Source organism: Actinospineispora eucalypti (assembly GCF_039543365.1).
Taxonomy (GTDB): Bacteria; Actinomycetota; Actinomycetes; order Mycobacteriales; family Pseudonocardiaceae; genus Pseudonocardia; species Pseudonocardia eucalypti.
In genome coordinates, this window is sequence record NZ_BAABJP010000007.1 from 497,497 (window position 1) to 522,020 (window position 24,524).

The 24,524-nt window shown below is 72.1% G+C and carries 24 protein-coding genes; 12 read left to right on the forward strand and 12 right to left on the reverse strand.

All coding sequences use genetic code 11. The features are described 5' to 3' along the window. Positions 1-117 precede the first annotated feature (117 nt). Both ychF and ABEB12_RS09905 read left to right on the forward strand, forming a co-directional pair. Entirely contained in the window at positions 118-1,200 is a 1,083-nt protein-coding gene (gene ychF, locus ABEB12_RS09900; protein WP_185066566.1) for a redox-regulated ATPase YchF, read from the forward strand. A gap of 306 nt (positions 1,201-1,506) precedes the next feature. Further along, positions 1,507-2,694, forward strand: a complete 1,188-nt coding sequence (locus ABEB12_RS09905; RefSeq protein ID WP_221499078.1) for a Fic family protein — start codon at positions 1,507-1,509, stop codon at positions 2,692-2,694. 256 nt (positions 2,695-2,950) lie between these two features. Here ABEB12_RS09905 and ABEB12_RS09910 read toward each other — a convergent pair whose 3' ends face one another. Next, positions 2,951-3,193, reverse strand: coding sequence for a hypothetical protein (locus ABEB12_RS09910; RefSeq protein ID WP_185066564.1), 243 nt, complete (start codon positions 3,191-3,193; stop codon positions 2,951-2,953). Between the two features lie 258 nt (positions 3,194-3,451). On the opposite strand from ABEB12_RS09910, the gene ABEB12_RS09915 reads away from it, so the two are divergent. Then, positions 3,452-4,624 carry an alpha-hydroxy-acid oxidizing protein gene (locus ABEB12_RS09915; RefSeq protein ID WP_185066563.1) on the forward strand — a complete coding sequence of 391 codons (1,173 nt, stop codon included), beginning with the start codon at positions 3,452-3,454 and terminating at the stop codon, positions 4,622-4,624. Positions 4,625-4,682: 58 nt separating this feature from the next. Then, a complete protein-coding gene (locus ABEB12_RS09920; protein WP_185066562.1) occupies positions 4,683-5,162 on the forward strand; it encodes a VOC family protein in 480 nt (159 codons plus the stop codon). 1 nt (position 5,163) lies between these two features. On the opposite strand, the gene ABEB12_RS09925 is transcribed toward ABEB12_RS09920, so the two are convergent. After that, complete coding sequence (locus ABEB12_RS09925; RefSeq protein ID WP_221499077.1) at positions 5,164-6,102, reverse strand: TIGR03564 family F420-dependent LLM class oxidoreductase; 939 nt, start codon at positions 6,100-6,102, stop codon at positions 5,164-5,166. On the opposite strand from ABEB12_RS09925, the gene ABEB12_RS09930 reads away from it, so the two are divergent. The 4 genes from ABEB12_RS09930 (at position 6,076) to ABEB12_RS09945 (ending at position 9,861) form a co-directional block, all read left to right on the forward strand. Continuing rightward, complete coding sequence (locus tag ABEB12_RS09930; RefSeq protein ID WP_185066758.1) at positions 6,076-6,330, forward strand: nucleotide disphospho-sugar-binding domain-containing protein; 255 nt, start codon at positions 6,076-6,078, stop codon at positions 6,328-6,330. The two genes, ABEB12_RS09925 and ABEB12_RS09930, sit on opposite strands and share 27 nt — an antisense overlap. Positions 6,331-6,357: 27 nt before the next feature. Then, entirely contained in the window at positions 6,358-7,005 is a 648-nt protein-coding gene (locus ABEB12_RS09935; protein WP_185066560.1) for a LysE family transporter, read from the forward strand. A gap of 442 nt (positions 7,006-7,447) precedes the next feature. Continuing rightward, positions 7,448-8,998 (forward strand): glutamine-hydrolyzing GMP synthase, encoded by a 1,551-nt coding sequence (gene guaA / locus ABEB12_RS09940; protein ID WP_185066559.1) that lies wholly within the window; start codon positions 7,448-7,450, stop codon positions 8,996-8,998. Then, positions 8,995-9,861: a methylenetetrahydrofolate reductase gene (locus ABEB12_RS09945; RefSeq protein ID WP_185066558.1), complete on the forward strand. Its 867-nt coding sequence runs from the start codon at positions 8,995-8,997 to the stop codon at positions 9,859-9,861. The genes guaA and ABEB12_RS09945 overlap by 4 nt, the downstream gene beginning before the upstream one ends. A 17-nt stretch (positions 9,862-9,878) precedes the next feature. Here ABEB12_RS09945 and ABEB12_RS09950 read toward each other — a convergent pair whose 3' ends face one another. Together ABEB12_RS09950 and ABEB12_RS09955 are read right to left on the reverse strand one after the other, a co-directional pair. Continuing rightward, a complete protein-coding gene (locus ABEB12_RS09950; protein ID WP_185066557.1) occupies positions 9,879-10,139 on the reverse strand; it encodes a hypothetical protein in 261 nt (86 codons plus the stop codon). Next, positions 10,132-11,586, reverse strand: coding sequence for a PspC domain-containing protein (locus tag ABEB12_RS09955; protein ID WP_185066556.1), 1,455 nt, complete (start codon positions 11,584-11,586; stop codon positions 10,132-10,134). Before ABEB12_RS09955 ends, ABEB12_RS09950 begins: the two co-directional genes overlap by 8 nt. A gap of 153 nt (positions 11,587-11,739) precedes the next feature. Between ABEB12_RS09955 and ABEB12_RS09960 the strand changes: the two genes are divergently transcribed. Further along, complete coding sequence (locus tag ABEB12_RS09960) at positions 11,740-13,101, forward strand: PspC domain-containing protein (protein ID WP_185066555.1); 1,362 nt, start codon at positions 11,740-11,742, stop codon at positions 13,099-13,101. Continuing rightward, the gene (locus tag ABEB12_RS09965) at positions 13,098-13,757 is read left to right on the forward strand and encodes a response regulator (protein WP_185066554.1); all 660 of its coding nucleotides are present in this window, start codon (positions 13,098-13,100) and stop codon (positions 13,755-13,757) included. The genes ABEB12_RS09960 and ABEB12_RS09965 overlap by 4 nt, the downstream gene beginning before the upstream one ends. On the opposite strand, the gene ABEB12_RS09970 is transcribed toward ABEB12_RS09965, so the two are convergent. From ABEB12_RS09970 to ABEB12_RS09990, 5 genes are all read right to left on the reverse strand, one after another. Continuing rightward, the gene (locus ABEB12_RS09970) at positions 13,754-14,380 is read right to left on the reverse strand and encodes an ATP-dependent Clp protease proteolytic subunit (RefSeq protein ID WP_185066553.1); all 627 of its coding nucleotides are present in this window, start codon (positions 14,378-14,380) and stop codon (positions 13,754-13,756) included. The genes ABEB12_RS09965 and ABEB12_RS09970 overlap by 4 nt on opposite strands. A gap of 82 nt (positions 14,381-14,462) precedes the next feature. After that, positions 14,463-15,980 carry a protein kinase domain-containing protein gene (locus ABEB12_RS09975; RefSeq protein WP_185066552.1) on the reverse strand — a complete coding sequence of 506 codons (1,518 nt, stop codon included), beginning with the start codon at positions 15,978-15,980 and terminating at the stop codon, positions 14,463-14,465. 71 nt (positions 15,981-16,051) lie between these two features. After that, the gene (locus tag ABEB12_RS09980) at positions 16,052-17,341 is read right to left on the reverse strand and encodes a hypothetical protein (RefSeq protein WP_185066551.1); all 1,290 of its coding nucleotides are present in this window, start codon (positions 17,339-17,341) and stop codon (positions 16,052-16,054) included. 165 nt (positions 17,342-17,506) lie between these two features. Then, on the reverse strand, positions 17,507-17,827 hold the full coding sequence (locus tag ABEB12_RS09985; protein ID WP_185066550.1) for a hypothetical protein: 321 nt from the start codon (positions 17,825-17,827) through the stop codon (positions 17,507-17,509). Between the two features lie 9 nt (positions 17,828-17,836). Continuing rightward, a complete protein-coding gene (locus ABEB12_RS09990; RefSeq protein WP_185066733.1) occupies positions 17,837-18,109 on the reverse strand; it encodes a chorismate mutase in 273 nt (90 codons plus the stop codon). A gap of 294 nt (positions 18,110-18,403) precedes the next feature. Here ABEB12_RS09990 and pcrA point away from each other — a divergent pair, with 294 nt between their 5' ends. Continuing rightward, positions 18,404-20,800 carry a DNA helicase PcrA gene (gene pcrA, locus ABEB12_RS09995; RefSeq protein ID WP_185066549.1) on the forward strand — a complete coding sequence of 799 codons (2,397 nt, stop codon included), beginning with the start codon at positions 18,404-18,406 and terminating at the stop codon, positions 20,798-20,800. A gap of 271 nt (positions 20,801-21,071) precedes the next feature. On the opposite strand, the gene ABEB12_RS10000 is transcribed toward pcrA, so the two are convergent. Continuing rightward, positions 21,072-21,800: a M23 family metallopeptidase gene (locus ABEB12_RS10000; protein ID WP_345702701.1), complete on the reverse strand. Its 729-nt coding sequence runs from the start codon at positions 21,798-21,800 to the stop codon at positions 21,072-21,074. A gap of 401 nt (positions 21,801-22,201) precedes the next feature. Next, positions 22,202-23,134 (reverse strand): alpha/beta fold hydrolase, encoded by a 933-nt coding sequence (locus ABEB12_RS10005; protein ID WP_185066548.1) that lies wholly within the window; start codon positions 23,132-23,134, stop codon positions 22,202-22,204. Between the two features lie 161 nt (positions 23,135-23,295). Here ABEB12_RS10005 and ABEB12_RS10010 point away from each other — a divergent pair, with 161 nt between their 5' ends. Further along, on the forward strand, positions 23,296-23,703 hold the full coding sequence (locus tag ABEB12_RS10010; protein WP_185066547.1) for a cobalamin-dependent protein: 408 nt from the start codon (positions 23,296-23,298) through the stop codon (positions 23,701-23,703). A gap of 17 nt (positions 23,704-23,720) precedes the next feature. Here the strand turns inward: ABEB12_RS10010 and ABEB12_RS10015 are convergent, their stop codons facing one another. Further along, on the reverse strand, positions 23,721-24,521 hold the full coding sequence (locus tag ABEB12_RS10015; RefSeq protein ID WP_185066546.1) for an MBL fold metallo-hydrolase: 801 nt from the start codon (positions 24,519-24,521) through the stop codon (positions 23,721-23,723). Positions 24,522-24,524: the final 3 nt, after the last annotated feature.

Consider the following 24,524-nt stretch of genomic DNA (forward strand, 5'->3'; position numbering starts at 1 on the left):
ACCCTGACAGTTTTTGCCCAGGCGCGCCGATCGATCCCCTGTTCGAATGTGAACGGTGTTACCGGGTAGACGGGCGGTCGGCCGGGGCTGCCCGGCCGGCGACTACCCTGGTTCGTCGTGAGCCTCACCCTCGGCATCGTCGGGCTGCCCAACGTGGGCAAGTCCACCCTGTTCAACGCGCTGACCCACAACGACGCGCTGGCCGCGAACTACCCGTTCGCCACCATCGAGCCGAACGTCGGCGTGGTCCCGCTGCCCGACCCGAGGCTGGACAAGCTGGCCGAGATGTTCGAGTCGGCCAAGGTGGTGCCGGCCGTGGTGTCCTTCGTGGACATCGCGGGCATCGTGAAGGGGGCCTCCGAGGGCGCCGGGCTGGGCAACAAGTTCCTGGCCAACATCCGCGAGTCGGACGCGATCTGCCAGGTGGTCCGGGTGTTCGAGGACGCGGACGTGGTGCACGTGGACGGCCGGGTGGACGCCGCCGCCGACATGGAGACGATCGCCACCGAGCTGATCCTGGCCGACCTGCAGACGCTGGAGAAGGCGGTTCCCCGGATCGCCAAGGAAGCCCGGATGCAGAAGGACCGCCGGCCGGTGCTGGAGGCCGCGGAACGGGCGGTGGAGATCCTCAACGGCGGGAAGACGCTGTTCGCGGCCGGGGTGGACCGGGCGCCGCTGCGCGAGCTGGGCCTGCTCACCACCAAGCCGTTCCTCTACGTGTTCAACGCCGACGAGGCGGTGCTCACCGACGCCACGCGGCGCAAGGAGCTGACCGAGATGGTCGCCCCGGCGCAGGCGGTGTTCCTGGACGCCAAGGTGGAGGCCGAGCTGCTCGAGCTGTCCGAGTCGGACCCGGAGGAGGCCCGCGAGCTGCTCGAGTCCATCGGCCAGGACGAGCCGGGACTGCACGCGCTGGCCCGCGCCGGCTTCGCCACCCTGGGCCTGCAGACCTACCTGACCGCCGGCCCCAAGGAGTCCCGCGCCTGGACCATCAAGGCCGGCGCCACCGCCCCCCAGGCGGCCGGCGTGATCCACACCGACTTCGAACGCGGCTTCATCAAGGCGGAGATCGTGTCCTACGACGACCTGGTCGCGGCCGGCACCATGGCCGCCGCGAAAGCCGCCGGCAAGGTCCGCATGGAGGGCAAGGACTACGTGATGGCCGACGGCGACGTAGTCGAGTTCCGCTTCAACGTGTGACCGACGGCGACCTCGCCAGGCTAACGGGGGCTTAGGCCGCGATCGCTGTTGCCGTTCTAAGGACCTGTTATGCGGAGTTGCGGCTCGAGCGCGCCACCGTCGGCATGGCCGTGACCGTGCGTGAGGACCCGGCTAACTAGTCCGAACGCGATGACCGCGCGTTGCCCATGCCGGTTGGCCTATCGCGGCAAACAAACACCTGTGCGAGCTCGATCACTCTCGTCACCCGATCGAGTGGTAAAAGTGTTGAAGCTGGGGCGTATTCAGCTGTCAGGTTTCAACACAACCAGCGCTACAGTTGAAACTGTGGACGCAGCGGAGTTCGTTGGTAGCCCTACGGGCAGACTGGTGCCGATCCAGGGCAACGATCCACGCTACGGCCCCTGGCAGCATATCGCCTTCTGCGCACACCCCCTTGCTGCTGACTGTCCGTCACTCAAGCCGCAGACGTACAACGCGATCGCAGACGCCCGGGGGGCGCTAGGGGCGCTGGACAGTTCGGCGCGTCAGCTGCCGAGTCCGGACCTCCTGAGCCTGCCTGTCTTGCGCCGAGAGGCGCAGAGCACCTCGGCCTTGGAGGGGACATACGCGCCGCTCGAGGCCGTCCTGGCGGCAGACGAGGAGGTCGAGCAGGGTGACGCGACCATGCGCGAGATCGTTAACTACATGCGTATGGCGCTGCACGCCTACGCCTGGCGGCGCGATGGTCGGCCACTCTCCCTCAACCTCTTGACAGAGCTGCATCGTCTGCTCGTACGTGGCACCGATGCCGACACCGAGCAGGCGGGACGCATCCGGACTATCCAAGTGGTGATCGGCGGAAACCGGGGAGGCCGGGTGAGGGACGCTCGCTTCGTTCCGCATCCCCCGGGCGACGAGCTCGATCGAAGGGTCCGCGACTGGGTGAAGTGGTTTGACGAGTGCAACCATCTGGAGATCGATCCGGTAGTCGCGGCCGGCATGGCTCACTACCAGCTGGAAACGCTGCACCCGTTCAACGATGGGAACGGGCGCATTGGTCGCCTGTTGATCGTCTTGCACTTCCTGTATAGCGGGGTGCTCGACCAGCCGATTCTGACGGTGTCACCGTGGTTCGAAGCGCGCCGCGCCGACTACTACAACGCGCTGATGGGCGTGAGCACTTCGGGCGACTGGGATACCTGGCTTCAGTTCTTCGCCACTGGAATCGCGGCCTCGGCGCGCCAGACGGACCAGCAGCTCAGGGAGCTACTGGGTGTGCAGACCGAGCTCAAGCGGCGAATCCGAGAGAGCAAGATGCGGGCCGAGACCGCCATGCGACTTGTCGACCTCGCACTGGCGCGCCCGATCTTCACCACGAAGCAGGCCGCGCGCGACCTGGGGGTGAGCAATGCCCGCGCTCACAAGCTGATCGGGCAGTTGGAAGAGCTCGGAATTCTGAGGCAACACGAAACGGCCTACCCGCGAGAGTTCAGTGCGCCCGAGCTCCTGGCGGTCGTGCTGCGAGGGGCCTGACGTTGCGCGCCCGTGCAGGCAGGGGACGTCCATCCATGGTGGAGCCTGCTCGACGATGAGCTGGCGGAGGTGGGCATTCGAGGCTCTGAGCGGCCATCACCAAGAGGCGCTCACGGCCGAGACCGAGTGGATCGCGCCACTGCGAGGTTCGTCGTCGATGTCGGTCGAGTTCACGGACTATTGATCGGAGCTGCCGCCGCAATGTTTCCCTGTGCCGGAACGTGTGGTCGAGTTCCGCTTCAACGTGTTGCGCTGCTCAGGCGGCTTGGAGTAGTTCCAGTCCCTGGTGGGTGAGCAGTGCGCGGGGTCCCCGAGTGGTGATCAGGCCGGCCTTCCGGAGCCGCGCGACGGTGAACTGGTCGGAGATGGCGTAGCCGTCGACGGTCAGCGGGGCGCCGAACGCGGCGGAGATCGTGCAACGACCCTCGGCGACCGCGCGCAGGATGGCGCGGTCCCGTCGGCTCAGACCGGCCAATGTGGCGCTCGTCCGGCGACTCATCCGTCTCATCTCCTCGTTGAGTTGACCGATAGGCTTACGCGCTGCGTAATATTATGCACCGCGTAAAACCGCTGACCGCCCGTAAGTGCCGAGGCTCACAATCGGGTGACTTCCGTGCCGGCCGCGCGGGCGGTTCGGTGGGGTCATGACGGCCGAAGAGATTGTCGCCGCGGTGGCGCAGGCCTGGAACGCCGGGGACGGTGCGGCGGTGGCCGCGTGTTTCGCCGAGGGAGTACTGGTGGCCGACGGGGAGCCGCGATGAGCCCGAGGTTCGGGGACTACCAGATCGAGATCTACCTGGGCGGGCTGTCCGGGGTGCTGCCGAGCATGCCGATGACCTACGAGGAGCTGGAGGCCCGGGCGCGGGCGGCGCTCGCTCCGTCGCTGCTCAGCTACATCGCCGGCGGCGCGGGGGACGAGTTCACCCAGCGCGCCAACGTGACGGCGTTCCAGCGGTGGGGGCTGGTGCCCCGGATGATGGTCGGCGCGGCGGAGCGGGACCTGTCCGTGGACCTGTTCGGCCTGCGCCTGCCCACCCCGTTGTTCATGGCCCCGGTCGGCGTCATCGGGCTGTGCCCCCAGGACGGGCACGGCGACCTGGCGACCGCCCGCGCGGCCGCCCGCACCGGCGTGCCGATGGTGGCCTCCACGCTCACCGTGGACCCGATGGAGCGGGTCGCGGCGGAGTTCGGGGAGACCCCGGGCTTCTTCCAGCTCTACACCCCGACCGACCGGGCGTTGGCCGAGAGCCTGGTGCGCCGCGCGGAAGAAGCGGGGTTCAAGGGGATCGTGGTCACCCTGGACACCTGGGTCACCGGCTGGCGCCCGCGCGACCTGGCGGCGAGCAACTTCCCCCAGCTGCGCGGCCACTGCCTGGCCAACTACACCTCCGACCCGGTCTTCCGCGCCCGGCTGGCCAAACCGCCCGAGGAGGACCCCCGGGCCGCCGTGCTGGAGTGGGTCGGGATCTTCGGGAACCCGCTGACCTGGGACGACCTGCCCTGGCTGCGGTCGCTCACCGACCTTCCGCTGATCCTCAAGGGCATCTGTCACCCGGAGGACGCGCGCCGGGCCAGGGACGGCGGCGTGGACGGGATCTACTGCTCCAACCACGGCGGACGCCAGGCCAACGGCGGGCTGGCCGCCCTGGACGCGCTCCCGGAGGTGGTCGAAGCGGCCGACGGCCTGCCCGTGCTCTTCGACTCCGGCGTGCGCACCGGCGCCGACGTGATCAAGGCGTTGGCACTGGGCGCCACCGCCGTCGGCGTGGGCCGCCCCTACGTCTACGGCCTGGCCCTGGAGGGCGCCGACGGTGTCGTGCACGTGCTCCGCTCGCTGCTGGCCGAGGCCGACCTGATCATGGCCGTGGACGGCTACCCCACGCTCGCCGACCTTCGCGCGAAAGGAGCGCTGCGCCACACCCCGCGATGAGTTTTCTCGCGACGCCTGGTCGGTACCTGCATCGACCCCGATGAGCGAGGAGACGGCAATGATCAAGGGATTCACCACCTGCCTGTGGTTCGACGGCAAGGCCGAGGAGGCCGCCGAGTTCTACTGCTCGGTGTTCAAGGACGGCAAGGTCGGCCGGGTCGCCCGGTACACCGAGGCCGGGCCGGGGCCGGTGGGCACGGTGGTCACCGTGGAGTTCGAGATCAACGGCCAGCGGTTCGTGGCGTTGAACGGCGGCCCCGAGTTCAAGTTTGACGAGGCGGTCTCGTTCCAGATCGACTGCGCGGACCAGGCGGAGATCGACTACTACTGGGACCGGCTGACCGACGGCGGCGGGCAGGGCACCGCCTGCGGTTGGTTGCGCGACCGCTACGGCGTCTGCTGGCAGGTGGGGCCGGCGGAGCTGATCGACATGGTCACCGACCCGGATCCGGAGAAGGCGGCCCGGGCTTCCCGGGCGATGCTCGGCATGGTCAAGCTGGACCTCGCGGCGCTGCGCGCCGCCCACGCCGGGTCCTGAGTCACCAGTCCCGGGCCTGCTCGGCGAGCTGCCAGGTGCGGAGCTGCTCCTCGGTGTTGCCCAGGGTGGTCTGGCTGAGCACCAGCTCGGTGGCGCCGGCGTCCCGGTAGGCGCGCAGCTGCTCGGCCACCTGCTCGGCGCTGCCGATCGCGGCCAGCTCGCCGGCCCGCGCCACACCCTCGCGGTCCAGCATCGCCCGGTAGGACGGGATGGTCTCGTAGAACGCCATCTCCTGGACGGCCCGCGCGCGGATCTCCTCGGCCCGGTCGGTGACCACGGTGGCCACCAGTGTGGCGACCCTGGCCGCCGGCCGGCCGGCGGCCGACGCGGCCTCGGTGATCGTGGGCACCACGTGTTCGGCCAGCGTCTTCGGGCCGGCCAGATAGGGGAGCGTGCCGTCGGCCAGCTCGCCGGTGACCCGCAGCGCCTTCGGTCCCATGGCGGCGACCAGCACCGGCGGCGGCTGCGCACCGGGCAGGTGGCCGGACCAGGCCGTGCGGGCGGTCAGCGTCTGTCCGGCGAAATCCACCTCACCGGTGCGCAACAGCGGGTCCAGCACGGTCAGGAACTCGCGCAGCTGGGTGATCGTGCGCGGCTCGGTCACGCCGAACAGCGGCTCGAGGAAGTTCCGCGCGCCGAGGCCCAGGCCCAGCTGGAACCGCCCGCCGGTGGCCGCCTGGGTGGTGCGGGTCTGCGCCGCGACCACCAGCGGGTGCCGTCCGATGATCGGCACCACCGAGGTGCCCACGGTCAGCTCGGGCAACTCCCGGCCGACCAGGCCGGCCAGCGCGATCGCGTCGAAGTCCATCCGCTGGGCGAACCAGGCCGAGCGGACGCCCAGCCCGACGGCCAGCCGGGCCTGCTCGATGGTGGTCTCCACCAGGTTCGCCGGGGTGGGCGCGTCCGAGGCGGGTTGGGGCAGCACGATGCCGAGTTCCATGGACGTGATCAACGGGCCGGCACGGCGGGGCATTCCTGGGAAACCCGCGCGACCCGGCACGGCGGCCGGCCTGGAGTCTCCGCCGACGAGATTGCCGCCCGGGCGCGGCACCTGCTGGCCGACGACGCGGTTCGCGCCGCGACCGCCCGGCTGGCCGCCGAAGTGGCCGAGATGCCCGCTCCGGCCGAGGTCGTGGAGCGGCTGTCCCAGCTAACTCCCTCGCCTTGAGCGGCCCGGACGGGTAGACATCCGGACGTGGACCTGCTCACCTCCATGCCCGCGTTCGTGTTCGCCTGCCTGATCATTGCCGCTTCGCCGGGTCCGGCCACCGCGCTGGTGCTGCGCCGGGCCGCGCTGCGCGGCTTCCGGCCGACCGTTCCGGTGGTGCTCGGGCTGGAGCTCGGCCTGTACCTGTGGGCGCTGCTGGCGGCCGCCGGGGTGGCCGCGCTGGTCGCCGCGTCCGAGGTGGCGTACCTGGTGCTGCGGGTGGTCGGCGCCGCGGTGCTGGTGTACCTCGGCGGCAAGGCGCTGCTCGCGGCGTGGCGGAGCCGGGGTCGGCTGGTTCCGGACCCGCTCGAGGCGGGCCCGGAACCGACGGCCGGTGGTGGCTGGCGGGCGTTCGGCGAGGGGCTGATGGTGCAGATGGCCAACCCGAAGGCGGCGGTGTTCATGGTCGCCTTCTACCCGCAGTTCGTGCCGGCCGAACGCCCGCTGTTCGCCACCACCGCCGGGCTGGCCGCGCTGCAGATCGTCCTGGACACCGCCGTCTACCTGGCGTTCGCCGCCGGCGTGGCCCGCGCCGGCGAGTGGTTCCGGCGCCCGCGCATCCGCCGCCGGCTGGAGGCGGTCACCGGCACCGTACTGGTCGCCCTCGGCCTCCGCGTCGCGGTAAGCAGCCACTGAGAAAGATGGCGTGGATCGCGGCGCGGTGGTCGCCCTGGCGCGGTTCCCGTTCCGAGCCGCCGGCTTTGCTACGGGGTGTGACCGGTGTCGGTCGGGTTCGGCCCGCTCGGTTCCTCGAGGTCGACACGAGTCTGGTTTTTTCAAGATCGAAGCAGAATGCTGTCGCACTCGATGAGGACCCGCCGTGGAATTGCCCGCGCGGGCTCGGCGGTTGGCGACGCTGCGTGACGAAGGGTGCCACGCATACAGCCGCTTGCCGTGGGCCGGGGTGCGGGCGGGCCCCGAGCCCATTTCCCGAACTCGACGCGACCCACCGTTCTGAAGGGTGAACTTCCGACTGGGCGCGCCGGCGGGGCGGGCCGTCGCGCCGGGACGGTCGTGTTCGTCACGGGCGGCGGCGCCGGGTGCTGGATCCGGCGGGGCGGCTGGGTACGGTGAAGCGGTGCAGCCGGCAACCGTTCTGGTCTTAGATTTCGGGGCGCAGTACGCCCAGCTCATCGCGCGGCGGGTGCGTGAGGCGCAGGTCTTCTCGGAGATCATTCCGTCGGACACGCCGGTGGCCGACATCGTGGCCCGCAAGCCGGCCGCCTTGATCCTCTCCGGCGGTCCGTCCAGCGTGTACGCCGAGGGCGCGCCGAGCGTGGACCCGGAGCTGTTCAACGTGGGCATCCCGGTGCTCGGGCTGTGCTACGGCTTCCAGGCGATGGCCCGCGCGCTGGGCGGCGAGGTGGCGCCGGACGGCACCCGCGAGTACGGCCGCACCGAGCTGACCGTGAGCGCCGAGGCCGGCCGGCTGCACCAGGGCTTGCCCGGCCGGCACCCGGTCTGGATGAGCCACGGCGACTCGGTGGTGCGCGCCCCGGAGGGGTTCACCGTGACCGCCTCCTCGGAGCGGGCCGCCGTGGCCGCGTTCGAGGACCTGGACCGCCGGCTGGCCGGCGTGCAGTACCACCCGGAGGTCGGGCACTCGCCGCACGGCCAGGAGGTGCTGCGCCGGTTCCTGCGCGACGTGGCGGGCGTCTCCCCGTCCTGGACCACGGCGTCGATCATCGAGGACACCGTGGACGCGGTGCGCGCCCAGGTCGGCGACGGGCACGCCATCTGCGCGCTGTCCGGCGGGGTGGACTCCGCCGTGGCCGCCGCACTGGTGCAGCGCGCCATCGGGGACCGGCTGACCTGCGTGTTCGTCGACCACGGGCTGCTGCGCACCGGCGAGCGGGAGCAGGTGGAGCGGGACTTCGTGGCGGCCACCGGCGCCCGGCTGCACACCGTGGACGCGGCGGACCGGTTCCTCGGCGCCCTGGCCGGGGTGACCGAGCCGGAACAGAAGCGCAAGATCATCGGCCGGGAGTTCATCCGGGTGTTCGAGAACGCCACCGCCGAGGTGGCGCGGGCGGAGCATGTCGGGTTTCTCGTGCAGGGCACGCTCTACCCGGACGTGGTGGAGTCCGGTGGCGGCACCGGGACGGCCACGATCAAGAGCCACCACAACGTGGGCGGGCTGCCCGACGACATCGAGTTCGCGCTGGTCGAGCCGCTGCGCACGCTGTTCAAGGACGAGGTGCGCCGGGTCGGCGCGGAGCTGGGGCTGCCGGAGACGATCGTCGGCCGGCAGCCGTTCCCCGGTCCCGGCCTGGGCATCCGGATCATCGGCGAGGTCACCGCGGGACGGCTGGAGACGCTGCGCGCGGCCGACGCGATCGCCCGCGAGGAGCTCACCTCGGCCGGCCTGGACAAGGCGATCTGGCAGTGCCCGGTGGTGCTGCTGGCGGACGTGCGCAGCGTCGGAGTGCAGGGCGACGGGCGCAGCTACGGCCACCCGGTGGTGCTGCGGCCGGTCAGCTCGGAGGACGCCATGACCGCCGACTGGACGCGACTGCCGTATGACGTGCTCGAACGCATCTCCACCCGGATCACCAACGAGGTAGCGGAGGTCAATCGCGTCGTGCTCGACGTCACCAGCAAGCCGCCGGGGACCATCGAATGGGAATGAGAACGCTCCAGGAGATCTACTCCGCGCCCGCCCCAGTGCTCTCGGTGGAGTTCTGGCCGCCGAAGACCGAGGCGGGCGAGGCCGCGTTGCGCCGAGAGGCCAAGTCGATCGTCGGTGACCTGAACCCGGCGTTCTGCTCGATGACCTACGGCGCGGGCGGGTCCACCCGCGAGCGGACGGTGGACCTGGTGAGCGCGCTGCACCGGGAGTTCGGGGTGGACGTGATGTGCCACCTCACCGTGGTCGACCAGTCCCGGGCGCAGGTGCGATCGGTGCTGGACCGGCTGCGTGAGTCACAGGTGCGGAACATCATCGCGCTGGGCGGGGACCCGGCCCCCGGCGTCGAGTGGGCGCCGCACCCGGAGGGCTTCGCGCACGCCGACGAGCTGGTCGCGGACGCGCACCCGGAGTTCTCGGTGGCGGTGGCCGGCTTCCCCGAGGTGCACCCCAGGGCGGAGAGCCGGGAGTCCGACCTGCGCCACCTGAAGCGCAAGGTCGACCTGGGTGCCCGCGTGGTGATCACCCAGCTGTTCTTCGACAACGACGACTACTTCCGGTTCGTGGACGACGCCCGGCGGATCGGCATCGAGGCGCCGATCGTGCCGGGCGTGATGCCGATCGTGTCGGTGTCCGGCATCCGGCGGTTCACCGCGCTGTGCCAGGCGCGCATCCCGGACCGGCTGGCCGGGCGGCTGGACCAGGTCGGCGACGACGCCGAGGCGGCGGTGCGGATGGGCATCGAGTACGCCACCGAGCAGTGCGACGAGCTGCTGCGCGGTGGCGCACCCGGGCTGCACTTCTACGCGCTGAACAAGGCGCGCTCGGTGCTGGAGATCAACGAGCGACTGGGTCTTTCGACCTAGTCCTGGCGCGGGACGCGCTAGCTGGGCGTGCGCCCAGTTCGGCGCGCGCGGGAGACACCGGCCCGGCGGTTCCGCCGGCCGCTGAAGCCGAGCAGCAGTACACCGAGCAGCACCGCCAGCGCGGAGAACAGCCAGCGCGGGTCGAACACCGGGTGCGCGGGCGACCATCCGGCCAGCGCCAGCACGGCGATGGTCAGGCTCACCACGCCCACCACCAGGTTCAGCACGTCGGGTGCGCGCCGGCCGGTGCGCTCCGGGGTCTGTTGCGGCTCAGTCACGCTCCACCTCCACGGATCCGGTACCGACGTTGATGTCCAGCTCCAGCCGGGGGGCGCCCGGCGTCCGCACCGCCGCCACCTCTTCGACCACGGCGTCCGCGGTCGGGCCTCGCTCCTCGCGTCCCTCGTTGCCCAGGCAGTCCACCGAGCCGAGGTCGGTGTGGCAGTGCACGCGGACGTCCATGTTGGGCGGCAGCAGCACGGTCACGTCCCCGACCTCCACGTTCACCGAGGTCCGTAGGGGCTCAGCGTCCTCGGGGTCCAGCGCCCCCGGAGCGGCCGGTACCCCTGGAACCGCCGGTGCCGCCGGGACCGCCGGCCCTGGTGCGGCGGGTCTCGGCGAACCGGGAGGGGTCAGTGCGGTCGAGGGTGACGGCGGGGTCATGCGGGAAGGCGGGGTCGTGGTCGAAGGCGTCCCCGGCGCGCCCGCGTTGAGCTGGCGCAGGTCCAGGGTGACCGAGCCGATGGACAGCGAGTACTGAGGCAGCAGCTCGGTGGCCGAGCGGGGCGCGGCGGACAGGTCGCCCATGCCGTCCCAACGCGGCCCGAGCGGGGCGTTCGCGCTGGTCCAACCGGCCAGCATGAGCGGCAGCGCGGCGACCAGCAGGCCCCGCCCCTGGTGCAGGAACGCGCCGACCAACAGGCCGAGCGCGACCACGGCCAGCATCACACCGACGACCAGGCGGAACCCGCCCGGGCCGGCCAGGGGGAAGGCGATGGATGCCGTGATCACGCCGCCGAGCACGGCCAGCGCCAGGGTGACCAGCGTGACCAGCGGGCGCCGGCGGCGGGCGGGCGGCTCGCTGGGCTGGGGGGACGGGTCGGGCAGGTCCCAGGCGAACGGGGCCACCCCGAGCGGGTCCCAGGCCGGTGGCTGGGCGCTCTCGCCCGCCGACCGGGTTCCCGCCGACAGCGCTCCGGGCGGCGCGGCCGCCAGACCGGCCATGGCGGATGCCGCCGGCCGGGCCGGGTCGTCCAGCGAGGCCGCCGCCTCGGCGGTCAGCCCGCGCTCGCTGCGCGCCTGGTGCAACAGGTAGAGCAGGCCGCCCACCACCGCCAGCCCGACCAACACCCCCGGGTCGCCGGTGAACAGCGAGCTGGCACCGACCAGGGCCGCCACGATCGCCGCGACGAGCAGGACCGGGTGCGCCGACTCGCGGCCGAACAGCGAGCCGGTCGGCGGGTCGGCCGGATCGGGCCGCAGCACGATCCAGGCGCCGAGGTACAGCACTATGCCGATGCCGTAGAAGGCCGCCACCACGAAAGCGATCCGGATCAGCACCGGGTCGATGTCGTAGCGGCGGGCGATCGCGGCGGCCACCCCGGCGAACTTGCGGTCGCTCTGCCGGCGGGTGGGGCGGGTCTGCCAGATCGAGTGCATGGTGGACTGCACCTCGGCTCGTGACCTCGGTAGGGTCCGGCCGGATGGCTCGGGCGGTTCGCTCATGTATCCCACCCTGCGCTCCGGTCGGGTGCCCCGGCATCGGGGCGCAACCCGGAGCCGACCCCGATATCGGGCGGGGTGCGCCGGGCCACGCCCGGGTGCGACTCCGGGTCTACCCCGATGAATCGCCGGCCCGGGCATGTGACGATGTGCGGTATGACTAGCGCGGAAGGCGCTCGCCGAGCCCGCGCCCAGTTAGGCGCGGACGGGAGATGCAGCGCGGAACGGGCTCGCCCGGCGGGCGCCGAGTTGGGCGCGCGTGGGAGAGACAGCCCCACCGTGCCGCTGCGCGAGCTCCGGGAGCCGCTGCGGCGGCACCGGTCGGGCCGAATGCTGGCCGGGGTCGCCGCCGGAATCGCCGACCACCTCGGCGTCCGTGTGCTCTGGGTGCGCACCGGGTTCACCGTACTCGCCGGGCTGTCCGGTGCCGGCGTGCTGGCCTACGGGCTGGCCTGGATGTTCATCCCGCAGGAGGACGTCTCCCGGGAGCGGGAGGTCTCCGCGCGGGAACGGACCCAGGCGCTGGGGCTCGCCGCGCTGGCCCTGGGCGTGGCGATCGCCGCGTCGGCGGCGGACAACGTGCTGGTCGGCTGGGTGGCCGGGCCGCTGGGCGTGGCGGCGGTGGGCGTGGCGCTGGTGTGGCGGGAGGCGGACGAGTCCCGCCGCCGGCGCTGGGCGGCGGCCGGGCGGAACAACCTGCTCGGTGGCGGCCGGATGGCGGCGCTGCGCGCGGCCATCGGTGCGCTGTTCGTGGCCGGCGGGCTGACCGCCTTCCTGATCAGCCAGCTGAACCTGAACCAGCTGCAGTTCGCCCTGCTCGCCGTGCTGGCCACGCTGGTCGGGGTGGCCGTGCTGACCGTGCCGTTCTGGGTGCGGCTCTCCCTCGAGCTGGGCGAGGAGCGGCGGGAACGCATCCGCACCGCCGAGCGCGCGGAGATCGCCGCGCACCTGCACGACTCGGTGTTGCAGACCCTGGCCCTGATCCAGCGGCAGGCGGAGCAGCCGCGGGAGGTGCGCCGGCTGGCCCGGGGCCAGGAACGCGAGCTGCGCACCTGGCTGTACGGGCCGACCGGGTACGGCCGCGCGGACGGTTCGCCGGCCGAGGCCGGCACGCTCAGCGAGGCCATCGCCTCGGCGGCCGCCGAGGTGGAGGACACCTACGCGGTGGCGGTGCGGCCGGTGGTGGTCGGGGACTGCGAGCTGGACGACAAGCTGGCCGCCCTGCTGCAGGCGACCAGGGAGGCCATGGTCAACGCGGCGAAGCACGCCCAGGTCGGCGAGGTCAGCCTGTACGTCGAGGTGGAGCCGGACTCCGTGCACGTGTTCGTCCGGGACCGGGGGATCGGGTTCGACCCCTCGGACATCCCGGACGACCGGCACGGGCTGGTCGACTCGGTGCACGGGCGGATGGACCGGCACGGCGGCAACGTCTCGCTGCGCAGCGCGGCCGGCGAGGGGACCGAGGTGCACCTGGAGATGCCCAGGGCACGAGTACGCGACACCGAAGGAGCGTCATGAGCAAGCAGCCGATCCGGGTGTTCTTGGTCGACGACCACGCACTGTTCCGGTCCGGCGTGCGCGCCGAACTGGACACGGTGGCCGACGACGTCGAGGTGATCGGGGAGGCCGGCTCGGTGGCCGAGGCGGTGGCCGGTGCCCGGCACTACAAGCCGGACGTGGTGCTGCTGGACGTGCACATGCCGGACGGCGGCGGCGCCGAGGTGCTCCGCCAGGTACGGGCCGAGTCGCCGGAGATGGTGTTCCTCGCGCTCAGCGTGTCCGACGCGGCCGACGACGTGATCGCGGTGATCCGGGCCGGCGCCCGGGGCTACGTGACCAAGACGATCTCCGGCCGGGAGCTGGCCGACGCGCTGCGCCGGGTGCACGAGGGCGACGCGGTGTTCTCGCCCCGGCTGGCCGGGTTCGTGCTGGACGCCTTCTCCGACCGGCCGGGAGCGGCGCCGCCGGTGGACCCGGAGCTGGATCTGCTCACCCCGCGCGAGCGGGACGTGTTGCGCCTGCTCGCCCGCGGCTATGCCTACAAGGAGATCGCCGCCGAGCTGTTCATCTCCATCAAGACGGTGGAGACCCACGTGTCCTCGGTGCTGCGCAAGACGCAGCTGTCCAACCGGCACGAGCTGTCCCGCTGGGCCTCCGACCGCCGCCTGGTCTAGCGGACCGGCGCGAGGCGGGATTTCTTGCGGTTGGTCACGACGTGGTCGATCAGCCCGTAATCACGGGCCTGTTCGGCGTCCAGAATGAGTTCCCGTTCTATGTCCGAATGAATTTGCTCGACGGTTTTCCCGGTGTGCTCGGCCAGTGCCGATTCGACCAGTTTGCGCAGCCGGGCCATTTCCTCGGCCTGGATGAACAGGTCGGAATGCTGGCCCCGCACCGGCTCGCGCGCCGGTTGGCGCAGCATCACCCGGGCGTTGCGGACCGCCGCCCGCTTACCCGCCGTGCCGGCGGCGAGCAGCAGCGTGGCCGCCGGTCCCGCCTGACCCAGGCAGAACGTGGCGATGTCCGGGCGGATGTAGCGCATGGTGTCGTACACGGCGGCCATCGCGGTGAGCGAGCCGCCGGGGGAGTTCAGGTAGAGCGAGATGTCCCGGTCCGGGTCGTTGGCCTCCAGGTACATCAGCTGGCTCACCAGATCGTTGGCCGAGGCGTCGTCCAGCGGTGTGCCCAGGAAGATGATGCGTTCGGCGAAAAGCCGGTTGTACGGCGTGGTCTCGATTGCGCCATTACCGGTGTGCTCGACGAACGTGGGCAGAATGCGGCGTTCTCGGTCGGACATTGGCCTACGGTATCGAGGCAATTCCGCGGTGTACCCGGATTCCGCTCCGAGCGGATTTCACCGCGCGCGAAACCGGGTCGGGTCAGGGCGGGAAGGAGTCGATCAGCCAGCCGCCGTTCGGCGCGGGGACCATGCGCAGGCGTTGCGAGCTGGTCCGGGCCCGGTCCTGGCCCTGCATGCGCACCTGCGCGCGGACGGTGCGCTCCGGGCCGGAGGCGGCGATCTCCACCACCCGCACCGAGCTCACCTCTTGCCAGTACTGGGTGTACGCGTCCAGGCCGCCCAGCTGTTCGCGGGCGTGCGGGGTCAACCGGTTCCAGGCCGCGGCCGGGTTCTTGGGCAGCAGCGCGTAGTACGCGCGGGCGGCGGCGACCAGCTCGGCGGAGCTGGCCGGCCGGCCCGGCGCGGCGGCGTTGCGCTGCCCGGCCGGCTCCACGGTGGCGGTGTTTTCCGACGGCCGGGTCAACACGACCGCGCCGGCGGCGACCACGGCCAGCCCGACCAGGGCGGCCGCGGCGGTGACCAGCCGGCGCCGGCCGCGGCCGGACGCGCGCGCCGGCCGGCGGGGCTCGGGCGGGCGGCGGGTCCCGGGGGAGCGGCGGGGTCCGGGTGGGCGGGGTACCTCGTCGCGCAGCCCGGGCATGTAGGAGATCGCGGTGGAGTCCAGCTCGTCGGCGCCGGTCAGCGGGCGCACCCGGGGCGTCGCGGACGAGGTGAGGTGCTCGCCGTTGCGCGGCATCGGGATGGGGTTCGCGCCGGTCCGGGACGGGCCGCCGTGGTCACCGTCCAGGGCGAGCAGCTCCAGCGCCTCGCCGGCGGTCGGCCGCCGCGTGGGTTCCGGGTCCAGCATGCGGGTGAGCAGCGGGGTCAGCCGGCCGGCCCTGGTCGGCGGCTCCACCTGCCCACTGGCCACCACCTCGAGCTGGCTGAGCGGGTCACGGGGGAGGTTGAACGGCGAGCGGCCCTCCACGCTCGCGTAGAGCGTGGCGCCGAGGGCGAACACGTCGGCCGCCGGAGTGGGCGGCCCGCCCCTGGCCACCTCGGGCGCGCAGTAGTCCGGGGTGCCGGTGAGCACCCCGGTCTGGGTCACCGTGATGTCCCCGGAGGCCCGGGCGATGCCGAAGTCGGCCAGCTTGGCCGAGCCGTCCGCGCAGATCAGCACGTTGCCCGGCTTCACGTCCCGGTGCACGATGCCGACCTGGTGCGCGGCGTCCAACGCGTCGGCCAGCTGGGTGCCGATGCGGGCGGCGGTGCGGTCGCTGAGCACGCCGTCGCGGGTGATCACGGTGGCCAGGCTGCGGGCCCGGAGGAACTCCATCACCAGCCACGGTTCGCCGTCCTGCATGGTGGTGTCGTAGACCGCCACCGCGTGCGGGTGCTGCAGCCGAGCCGCGATGCGTCCCTCGCGCAGGATTCGGTGCCGGGCCTCGGCCGCCTGGCGGGGGTCCAGCCCGGCGGCCAGCACCACCTGTTTCAGTGCAACCTGCCGGTTCAGCCGCTGGTCGGTGGCCCGCCACACCGCGCCCATGGCGCCCACGCCGATCTGCGAGAGCAGCCGGTAGCGGCCGGCGACCAGCATTCCGGGTTGGGCCAGTGGCACCGTTGCCGAAGGCCAGCATGGCCAGTCCACGTTTGCCATGTCCGGTTGTCCCCCTGAGGTGTGGGCGGCGCCTAGTTGCCGAGCAGGCCGGAGAGCCCGCCGGAACCGCCTGACTTGGACTTGCCCGAGGACTTGCTCGAAGACTTCTTGCTCGAACGGTCGCCATCCCCGTCGTCGTCCCGATCCGAGCGGGACGACCGGCTCGACTTCTTGTCCGAGTCGCCGAGTAGCGAACGCACGGTGCCGGTGAGCGGATCCGAACCGGACCGCTTTTCCCGGGACTTGCTCTCCGACCGGTTCCCCGACCTGGTCTCTGACCGGTCGGAGGAACGCCGCTCGGAGGCGTCCAGGGAGGTGATCGGCTTGGTCAGGCTGCTGAGCGCCGAGTCGGCCGTGGACCGGGAGTTCTTGCCGGCCGACTTGCCGGTCGAGTGGAGCAGGTTCCTGGTCTGCTTCGCCGTGTCCCGGCCGCCACCCAGCAGTCCCTCGGTGAGGCTGCGCACGGTGGTGTCCGCGGTGCCGGCCAGCGGCTTGAGCGGACCCACCGCGCCGACCACGCCGGTGACCGTGCGAACGCCGGTGCTCGCGGTCGCGCCGACCGTGCCGACCGTCCGGTCCACCGTCTTGCCGAGCACCTGGCTGGTGCCGCTGACCGTCTGGCCGAGGGCGTCCACCGGGGCGCCGACCGGGCCGAGGGTCCGGCCGAGGCTGCTCACCGTGTTGCCGACCGCCGTGCCGCCGCCACCGACCACGCCGTTCGCCGCGCCGCCGACCGCGCCGCCGGAGCCACCGCCGGAGGTGAAGGAAGACACCGGCGCGGCGCCGGGTACCAGGCCGCTCGCGGTGGGGGACGCGATGGCCTGGCCGGGGACCGGCGCCGCGCCGGGCGCGGGAAGCGGGTTCGGGGGGAGCACGGACGGGAAGCCGACCGGGCTGATCGTGCCGTCGGGGTTGACCAGTGGGCCGCCGGGCACCCGGGAGCCCTCCACGCCACCCTGGGGGAAGCCGCCGTCCAGCGCGCTGGATCCGGTGGTCCCCGGCACGGTCTCGCCGAAGAACGCCGCCACTCCGGCCATCGAGCCGAGCGCGACCAGCGCGCCGGCACTGGTGGCCAGCTTCCGCCTGGGGGAGGAGCCGAACCCTGGAACCGCCCGGTCCGGTCGGGGTCCGACCGGGCGGTTCAGGGCTGGGCGGACATGGCCTTCCCGCCGCATCAGTGCGCCGACGGGCACCGCGGTCCGAACACCGGACCGGCCCGTGTCGGTCGCACCGGCGGAACCGTTCCGTCGGCCGAGCAGCTCGGCGACGGTGATGACGGTTCGAATGGGCTGACCACCGCGCTGGGGAGCGAAGTCTGCCACGATCGTGAGTCCTCCTGGGGAATGAGCGGCCCCTCAGTGTTTACCCGACCGTGACTCTCAGTACCAAGTGCTACTCAACCGCTCGTCGTCACTCACTCGTGTGGCGTAATCGCCGCTCGCAGCTCGCTACCGACCGCTCATCTTGAGCGGGCGGGTCGGCGATTCTCAGCTCCGACGGCGGAACCGCGCCCGGGTGGCGCTCAGTGCCCGGTAGCCGGCGACCCCGGCGGCGCCCGCGAGCACCAACCCCAGAAGGTCCGTGAACAGGGCGGATCCGACCGTGCAGAGCAGCCCGAGGACGGCCAGGACGACCAGCCCGGCGGCGAGTTTCCGTTCGCCCCGGACGTAGTCCAGCGTCGGCGCGCCGGGCAGCCCGCGCTTGCCGGCGGCGGAGGACAACAGGGCGAGATAGCCGGCGTTGGCCAACGTGAGGAGTACGCCCAACAGGGCGATCAGGGAGGCGACGACTGCGAACGCGGCGGCCATGCCCCAAGACTACGCGCGGCCGAGCCGCCCCCGGCCCAGGCGGAGCAGCATCATGCCCAGCTCACGCCCCTCCGGCCCCAGCTCGCGGAACCGTGCCAGCACCGCCTGCTCGCGGCTGAGGACGATGCGCGGGCCGCCCTCGGCGCGGCGGATCGCCCCGATCCGCTGGGAGACCTCGGTGCGCCGTTTGATCAGCCGCAGGATCTCGCCGTCCAGGTGGTCGATCTCCTTGCGCAGCGTGCCGATGTCCGCGCCGGGCTCGGTCGGGTCGACGATCGCGATGTCCGGCTGGGCCGGTGTGTCGGGGGTCGGGCTGGTCACGGTTCCTCCTGTGGTGCCACCGAAGCACGGACTCGTGACTGGGCGGAAAAGCACCGCGCCCCGGGTCCGATGACTCCGGGGCGACGTGGATGCTGGTCAGGTATCAGTCGGCAGCGTGATCCACGGGCACCGAAGTCCGGCACCCGTAGCTAAAGTTGTACACAACCGCTGGCACGGGGCCATTCTCTCACACCGGCCGAGCGCCACAACCACCGCAAGGCGAGTCCCAGTACAGCGGGTACCGTGACCCTCACGATGAGTGCGTTGTTCGAACTCCCGCAAACCAAGTCCGACACCGCGCCCGCGCGGGGTGGGCGCCGAGATCCGGACGAGCTGCTGCGCGGGCTGAACGACCGGCAGCGCGAGGCGGTGGTGCACGCCGGATCGCCCCTGCTCATCGTGGCCGGCGCCGGCTCCGGGAAGACCAGCGTGCTCACCCGTCGGATCGCCTATCTGCTGGCCGCCCGGGACGCGCACCCCGGGCAGATCATGGCCATCACGTTCACCAACAAGGCGGCCAAGGAGATGGCCGACCGGGTGGCCGCGCTGGTCGGTCGCCGGTCCGCCGCGATGTGGGTGTCCACCTTCCACTCCATGTGCGTGCGCGTGCTTCGCCGGGAGGCGAAGACGATCGGTCTGGGCTCCAGCTTCTCCATCTACGACGCCGACGACACCCGCCGGCTGATCACCCAGGTGGCCCGTGACCTGGACCTGGACGCCAAGCGGTACCCGGCGCGCGGCCTGGCGGCGCAGATCTCCAACCTGAAGAACGAGCTGCTGGACGCGGTCGATGCCGCCGACCGCGCGGGCAACGACTACGAGCGGCGGGTGGCCGAGGTCTTCACCGTCTACCAGGCGCGGCTGAAGCAGGCCAACGCGCTGGACTTCGACGACCTGATCATGACCACGGTGAACATGATGCAGGCGTTCCCGGACGTCGCCGAGTACTACCACCGGCGGTTCCGGCACGTGCTGGTCGACGAGTACCAGGACACCAACCACGCGCAGTACATGCTGATCCGCGAGCTGGTGGGGCACGGCACGCCGGATGCGGAGCGGCCCGGGCCGGAGCCGGCCGAGCTGTGCGTGGTGGGCGACGCGGACCAGTCGATCTACGCCTTCCGGGGTGCCAGCATCCGCAACATCATCGAGTTCGAGCGGGACTACCCGGACGCCCGCACCATCCTGCTCGAGCAGAACTACCGGTCCACCCAGACCATCCTGTCCGCCGCCAACGGGGTCATCGCCCGCAACACCGACCGCCGGGAGAAGCGCCTGTGGTCGGACGCCGGGGACGGCGAGAAGATCGTCGGCTACGTCGCGGACAACGAGCACGACGAGGCCAGCTTCGTGGCCGGCGAGATCGACCGGCTGGTGGACACGGGTTCGGTGAAGAACTCGGACATCGCGGTGTTCTACCGGACCAACTCGCAGTCCCGAGTGTTCGAGGACGTGTTCCTGCGCGTCGGGATGCCGTACAAGGTCGTCGGCGGGGTGCGGTTCTACGAGCGGCGCGAGGTGCGCGACGCGCTGGCCTACCTGCGGGTGCTCTCCAACCCGGAGGACACGGTCAGCCTGCGGCGCATCCTGAACGTGCCGCGCCGGGGCATCGGCGACCGGGCCGAGGAGTCCGTGTCGCTGTACGCGGAGAAGCACCGGATCTCGTTCGCCACCGCGCTGCGCCGGGCGGCCGCCGGGGAGGTGCCGACCCTGGCCACCCGTTCCCAGCGGTCCATCACCGGGTTCGTCGACCTGATGGACGAGCTGCGCTCGCGGGTCGTCGACGGTGAAGCGGTGGCCGAGCTGCTGGAGGCGGTGCTGGCCCGCACCGGTTACACCGCCGAGCTGGAGGAGAGCGAGGACCCGCAGGACGAGTCCCGCGTGGAGAACCTGGCCGAACTGGTCACCGTGGCGCGCGAGTTCGCTGGTGACGCGGCCGCCGACCCGGACGCGGTGGAGGCGGCGCGGGAGCAGGGCCTGCCCATCCCCGGCTCGCTGGCCGCGTTCCTGGAGCGGGTGGCGCTGGTGGCGGATGCCGACTCCATCCCGGACGGCGGGGACGGCGTGGTCACCCTGATGACCCTGCACACCGCCAAGGGCCTGGAGTTCCCGGTGGTGTTCTGCACCGGCTGGGAGGACGGCGTGTTCCCGCACCAGCGGGCGCTCGGCGACACCAAGGAGCTGGCGGAGGAACGCCGCCTGGCCTACGTGGGCATCACTCGCGCGCGGGAACGGCTGTACCTGTCCCGGGCGATGGTCCGGTCGATGTTCGGCACGCCGTCGTCGAACCCGCAGTCGAGGTTCCTGGACGAGATCCCGGCCGACCTGCTGGACTGGCGGCGGCTGGCCCCGGAGCGCGCCGCCCCGGTGGGCATGGTCGGCTTCGGCCGGCGCGGCGGCTTCGGCGGAGGCGGCGGGGGTGGCATGCGCGGCGCCTCCGACCGGGGGAGCTGGCGCCCCGGCGCCGCGCCGAGCACGGCTCCCACGCTGTCCCTGGCCGTCGGCGACAGGGTCTCCCACGACAAGTACGGCCTGGGCACCGTGGTCGCCACGGAAGGCGCCGGCGTCCGGGCCAACGCAACCATCGACTTCGGCAGCTCCGGCACCGTCCGCCTGATGCTCATCGGCGGCGTCCCCCTCCAAAAGCTCTAACCCGGCCCCCACCCACCGCGAGTCGGGGATCTGGGTACGGCGAGTCGGGGATCCAGGTACGGGTGGGCGTCCACCGCCGCACCGCGCGTCGAGATCTACCTCAGCGGGGTCGTCACCATGATCGAGCCCCGCTCGAGTAGATGTCGGCGAACCACCGGCCGCCGGCGACCATGATCGGAGACGGGGCCAATCCTCCGGCGGCCTGTACCCAGATTCCCGACTCGCCGTACCTGGATCCCCGACTCGCGGGAGGGGAGGGGTGGGGGCGGGGTTAGTGGAGGGCGGGGCCGTTGCCGGTGCCGGTTACGCGGATGCCTCGGGTGGCCAGCCAGCCCAAGGGGTTGATCTTGCGGCCGAGGGCGTCCCAGATCTCCAGGTGCAGGTGCGGGCCGGTGGACTGGCCCCGGTTGCCCATCTCGGCGATCTGCTGGCCGGCCTTGACCCGTTGGCCTTCCCGCACCAGCGATCGGTTGATGTGGCCGTACACGCTGGTGAAGCCGCTCGGGTGCAGCACGCGCACCCAGAGGCCGAAGCCGGAGGCCGGGCCCGAGTCGACCACGATGCCGTCGGTCACCGCGTAGATCGGTGTTCCGATCTTGTTGGCCAGGTCGATCCCGTAGTGCGTGGTGCCCCACCGGGCGCCGAAGCCCGAGGTGAAGGTGCCGACGCAGGGCTTGACGAACTCCACGCCGTCGAACACGGAGGCGGCCGGCGCGCCGTCGGCCAGCGCCTGGCGCACCTTCAGTGCGTCCTTGGCCAGCTCCTCGCCGTACTTGACCGCCTTGGTCAGGCTGGCCACGTCGGCGACGTCCATGTCGTCGTCCATGGCGGCCAGGTCCGGGGTGGCGCGGGCGGCGTGGCCGGTCGCGGCGGCGGTGGGCGCCCGGCGGGGCAGCTCGGGGGCGGACGAGCTCTGGATGAGCGCGCCGGTCGCGGTGTGCCCGACGTTGCGGATCTCCACCGTCGGCTGCTGCTCGAACACGCTGTGCCCGGCAGCCACCGTCGCGCCGGTGGCGACGGCCGCGATTGCGACCCGTCCATGCCACGGCGACACAGGCGCCGGAGCCCGGTGGTGTCCCCGATGCGCACCACCACTGACGCGGGGAGCGCCGTCGCGATGGCGACCGAGGGCCGGTTCGGCGCCGCTTGGGGAGCGGCCTAGCGCCAAGACCTGCCTTTTTCCTCATCATGACCGGATACGCGGGGTGCGGCTTGGGGAGCCACTCGAGTCGTTTCGGGGCGACTCGAGCGTCACCGCCCGTAACCGGTCTGTGATACGGACGCTCGGACGTTAGTCCTCCGGGCACACCCGGCGCAAATCCAACTTCGGCGTGTCTTCGGCGTGTCGTTGCGGCTGTGGTGCTTGGGGCGGGGCGGGCGCTAGTGCCCCGACACGGAACACTAGCTGCCCACCGGGCGCAGGTGCCGGGGGTCGATGTCGTCCTCGGGTTCCAGGGGGGTGGCCGTGTCGTCCCGCCGGGCCAGCGAGCCGGCCACCCAGCTCACCACCCGGGGGTGGATGGCCAGCGAGAGGTGGCCGACGTCGGGCACCTCCAGGGTGCGCACGTCCAGGTCCGGGTGGATCAGGCGGCCGTTGGTCTGGGGCACGATCAGCTGGTCCATCCGGCTCCACGCGACCAGGAACCGGGTCCGGCAGCGCGGCGCGGGCTCGGCCAGCTCGGCGAGCAGCTCGGAACCGGGCAGTACCTGCCGGGTCACCGGGGTGGGCAGCAGGTAGGCGGCGGCCGAGCCGCCGTGCGGGGTGCCCAGGGTGACCAGGTTGTCCACCGTGACGTCCCCGCCCAGACGCTGCACGAAGTAGCGGGCGATCAGCCCGCCGAGCGAGTGGCCGATCACGTGCACCCGGTCCGCCCCGGTGCGCTCGCGCAGCCGCTCCACATGTCGGCGCAGGTCGCGGGCGGCGGCCCGGACGTCCCCGGTGAACAGGCTGTGGTTCACCGCGTGGGTGACGCCGAAACCGCGCTTGTGCAGTGCGCGGCGCAGCGGGGCGAACACCGAGCGGTTGTCCAGGAAGCCGTGGACCAGCAGGATCGGCGTGCCGGTCGGCGCGTCCAGGTCGGCGGTGAGGTCGCCGCGTTCCTCCGGGGACAGCGCGTCGGTCCGGTAGGGCCGCGCGGCCGGGCGGATGTGCTCGCGCCAGAAGCCGAGCGGGTAGCTCGCCGCGTGCGCGGTGCACCACGCGGTCTCCACGGCCAGCCCGCGTAACCCGGCGGCGGTGCCGAACGTGCGCACGGCGTAGCCGGCGGTGCTGGTCATGGCGTCGAGCAGCGAGCTGGCGGCCGGTTCGGCCGCACCCGCCTCCGCTTCGGACATAATCGCGACGGTACGTCAAACTTTCATTCAGTACACCTTGTGGCATTTCGGCAGCTCGGGAGTGACATCGGCCCGGACCGGAGGCGGCCGGGCGGGCCGCGTTCTAAGCTCCCCGGGTGGGCCGCGTGTCGAGGCGGCCGGGCGCAAGGGAGGTATCGGCCGTGACCGAGCGAATTCGGGTCGTGGTGGCCAAGCCGGGCCTGGACGGGCACGACCGGGGCGCCAAGGTGGTCGCCCGTGCCCTGCGCGACGCGGGTATGGAGGTCATCTACACCGGCCTGCACCAGACCCCGGAGCAGATCGTGGAGACCGCGCTCCAGGAGGACGCCGACGTGGTCGGGCTGTCCGTGCTGTCCGGCGCGCACATGACCCTGTTCCCCCGGGTGCTCGAGCTGCTCAAGGAGCGGGACGCGGAGGACGTGATGGTCTTCGGCGGCGGCATCGTGCCGGAGGCGGACATCGCCAAGCTCACCGAGATGGGCGTGGCCAAGGTGTTCACCCCGGGCGCGACCACCCAGGAGATCGTCGAGTGGGTGCGCTCCAACGTGCCCGCCCCCGAGCCGGCCTGAGCCCGGCGGGGCAAACCTCAGCGGGTCACCGCGAGCAGCGCCGCCCGGATGGTCTCCGGCGGGTAGGGGCCGTGCCGTTCGGCCTCGGCGGAAACCAGCTCGCCGGCCCGCACGGCCAGGCACAGCTCGGCGACCGACGCCAGCTCGGCGCGCTGGGCGGCCACGAAGTCCGGTGACACCGGCGAGCCGTGCCCGGGCACGACGGTGGTGGGGGAAAGCTCGAGCAGCGCGCTCACCGCGCCCGGCCAGCGCAGCGGGTCGGCGTCGGAGAAGTCCGGCGGGGCACCCTGTTCCACCAGGTCGCCGGCGAACAGCACGTCCGCGTCCGGCACGTACACCGCGAGGTCGTGGTTGGTGTGCCCGGCGCCGGGGTGGACCAGGCGCACGGTCCGCCCGCCCAGGTCCAGCTCCGCGTACTCGTCCACCGGATGGTCCGGGAACACCACCTGGGCGTCGGCCAGTGCGGCGGCGGTGGCCTGGTCACCGGTCGAGCGGTAGTACTCGGTCCACTCGGCGCGCTGGGCCTCGGCGGTGGCGCGCAGCCAGGACGGGCAGGCCCGGTGCGCGAAGACCGGGAGGGGGCCGAACGCCGCGGTGCCGAAGCAGTGGTCGAAGTGCGCGTGGGTGAGCGCCGCGGCGAGCGGCAGCCGGGTCTTCTCCCGCACCGCGCCGGCCAGCTCGGCGCCCTGCACCTCGTCGCCCCGGGTGTCGATGACCAGCGCCAACCGCTCGCCGACGACCAGCCCGACGGTCAGGTCCAGTTCCGCGTAGCGGCGCGCGAAGACCCCATCACCCAGCCGCACCCACCTCGAGGTCACCCG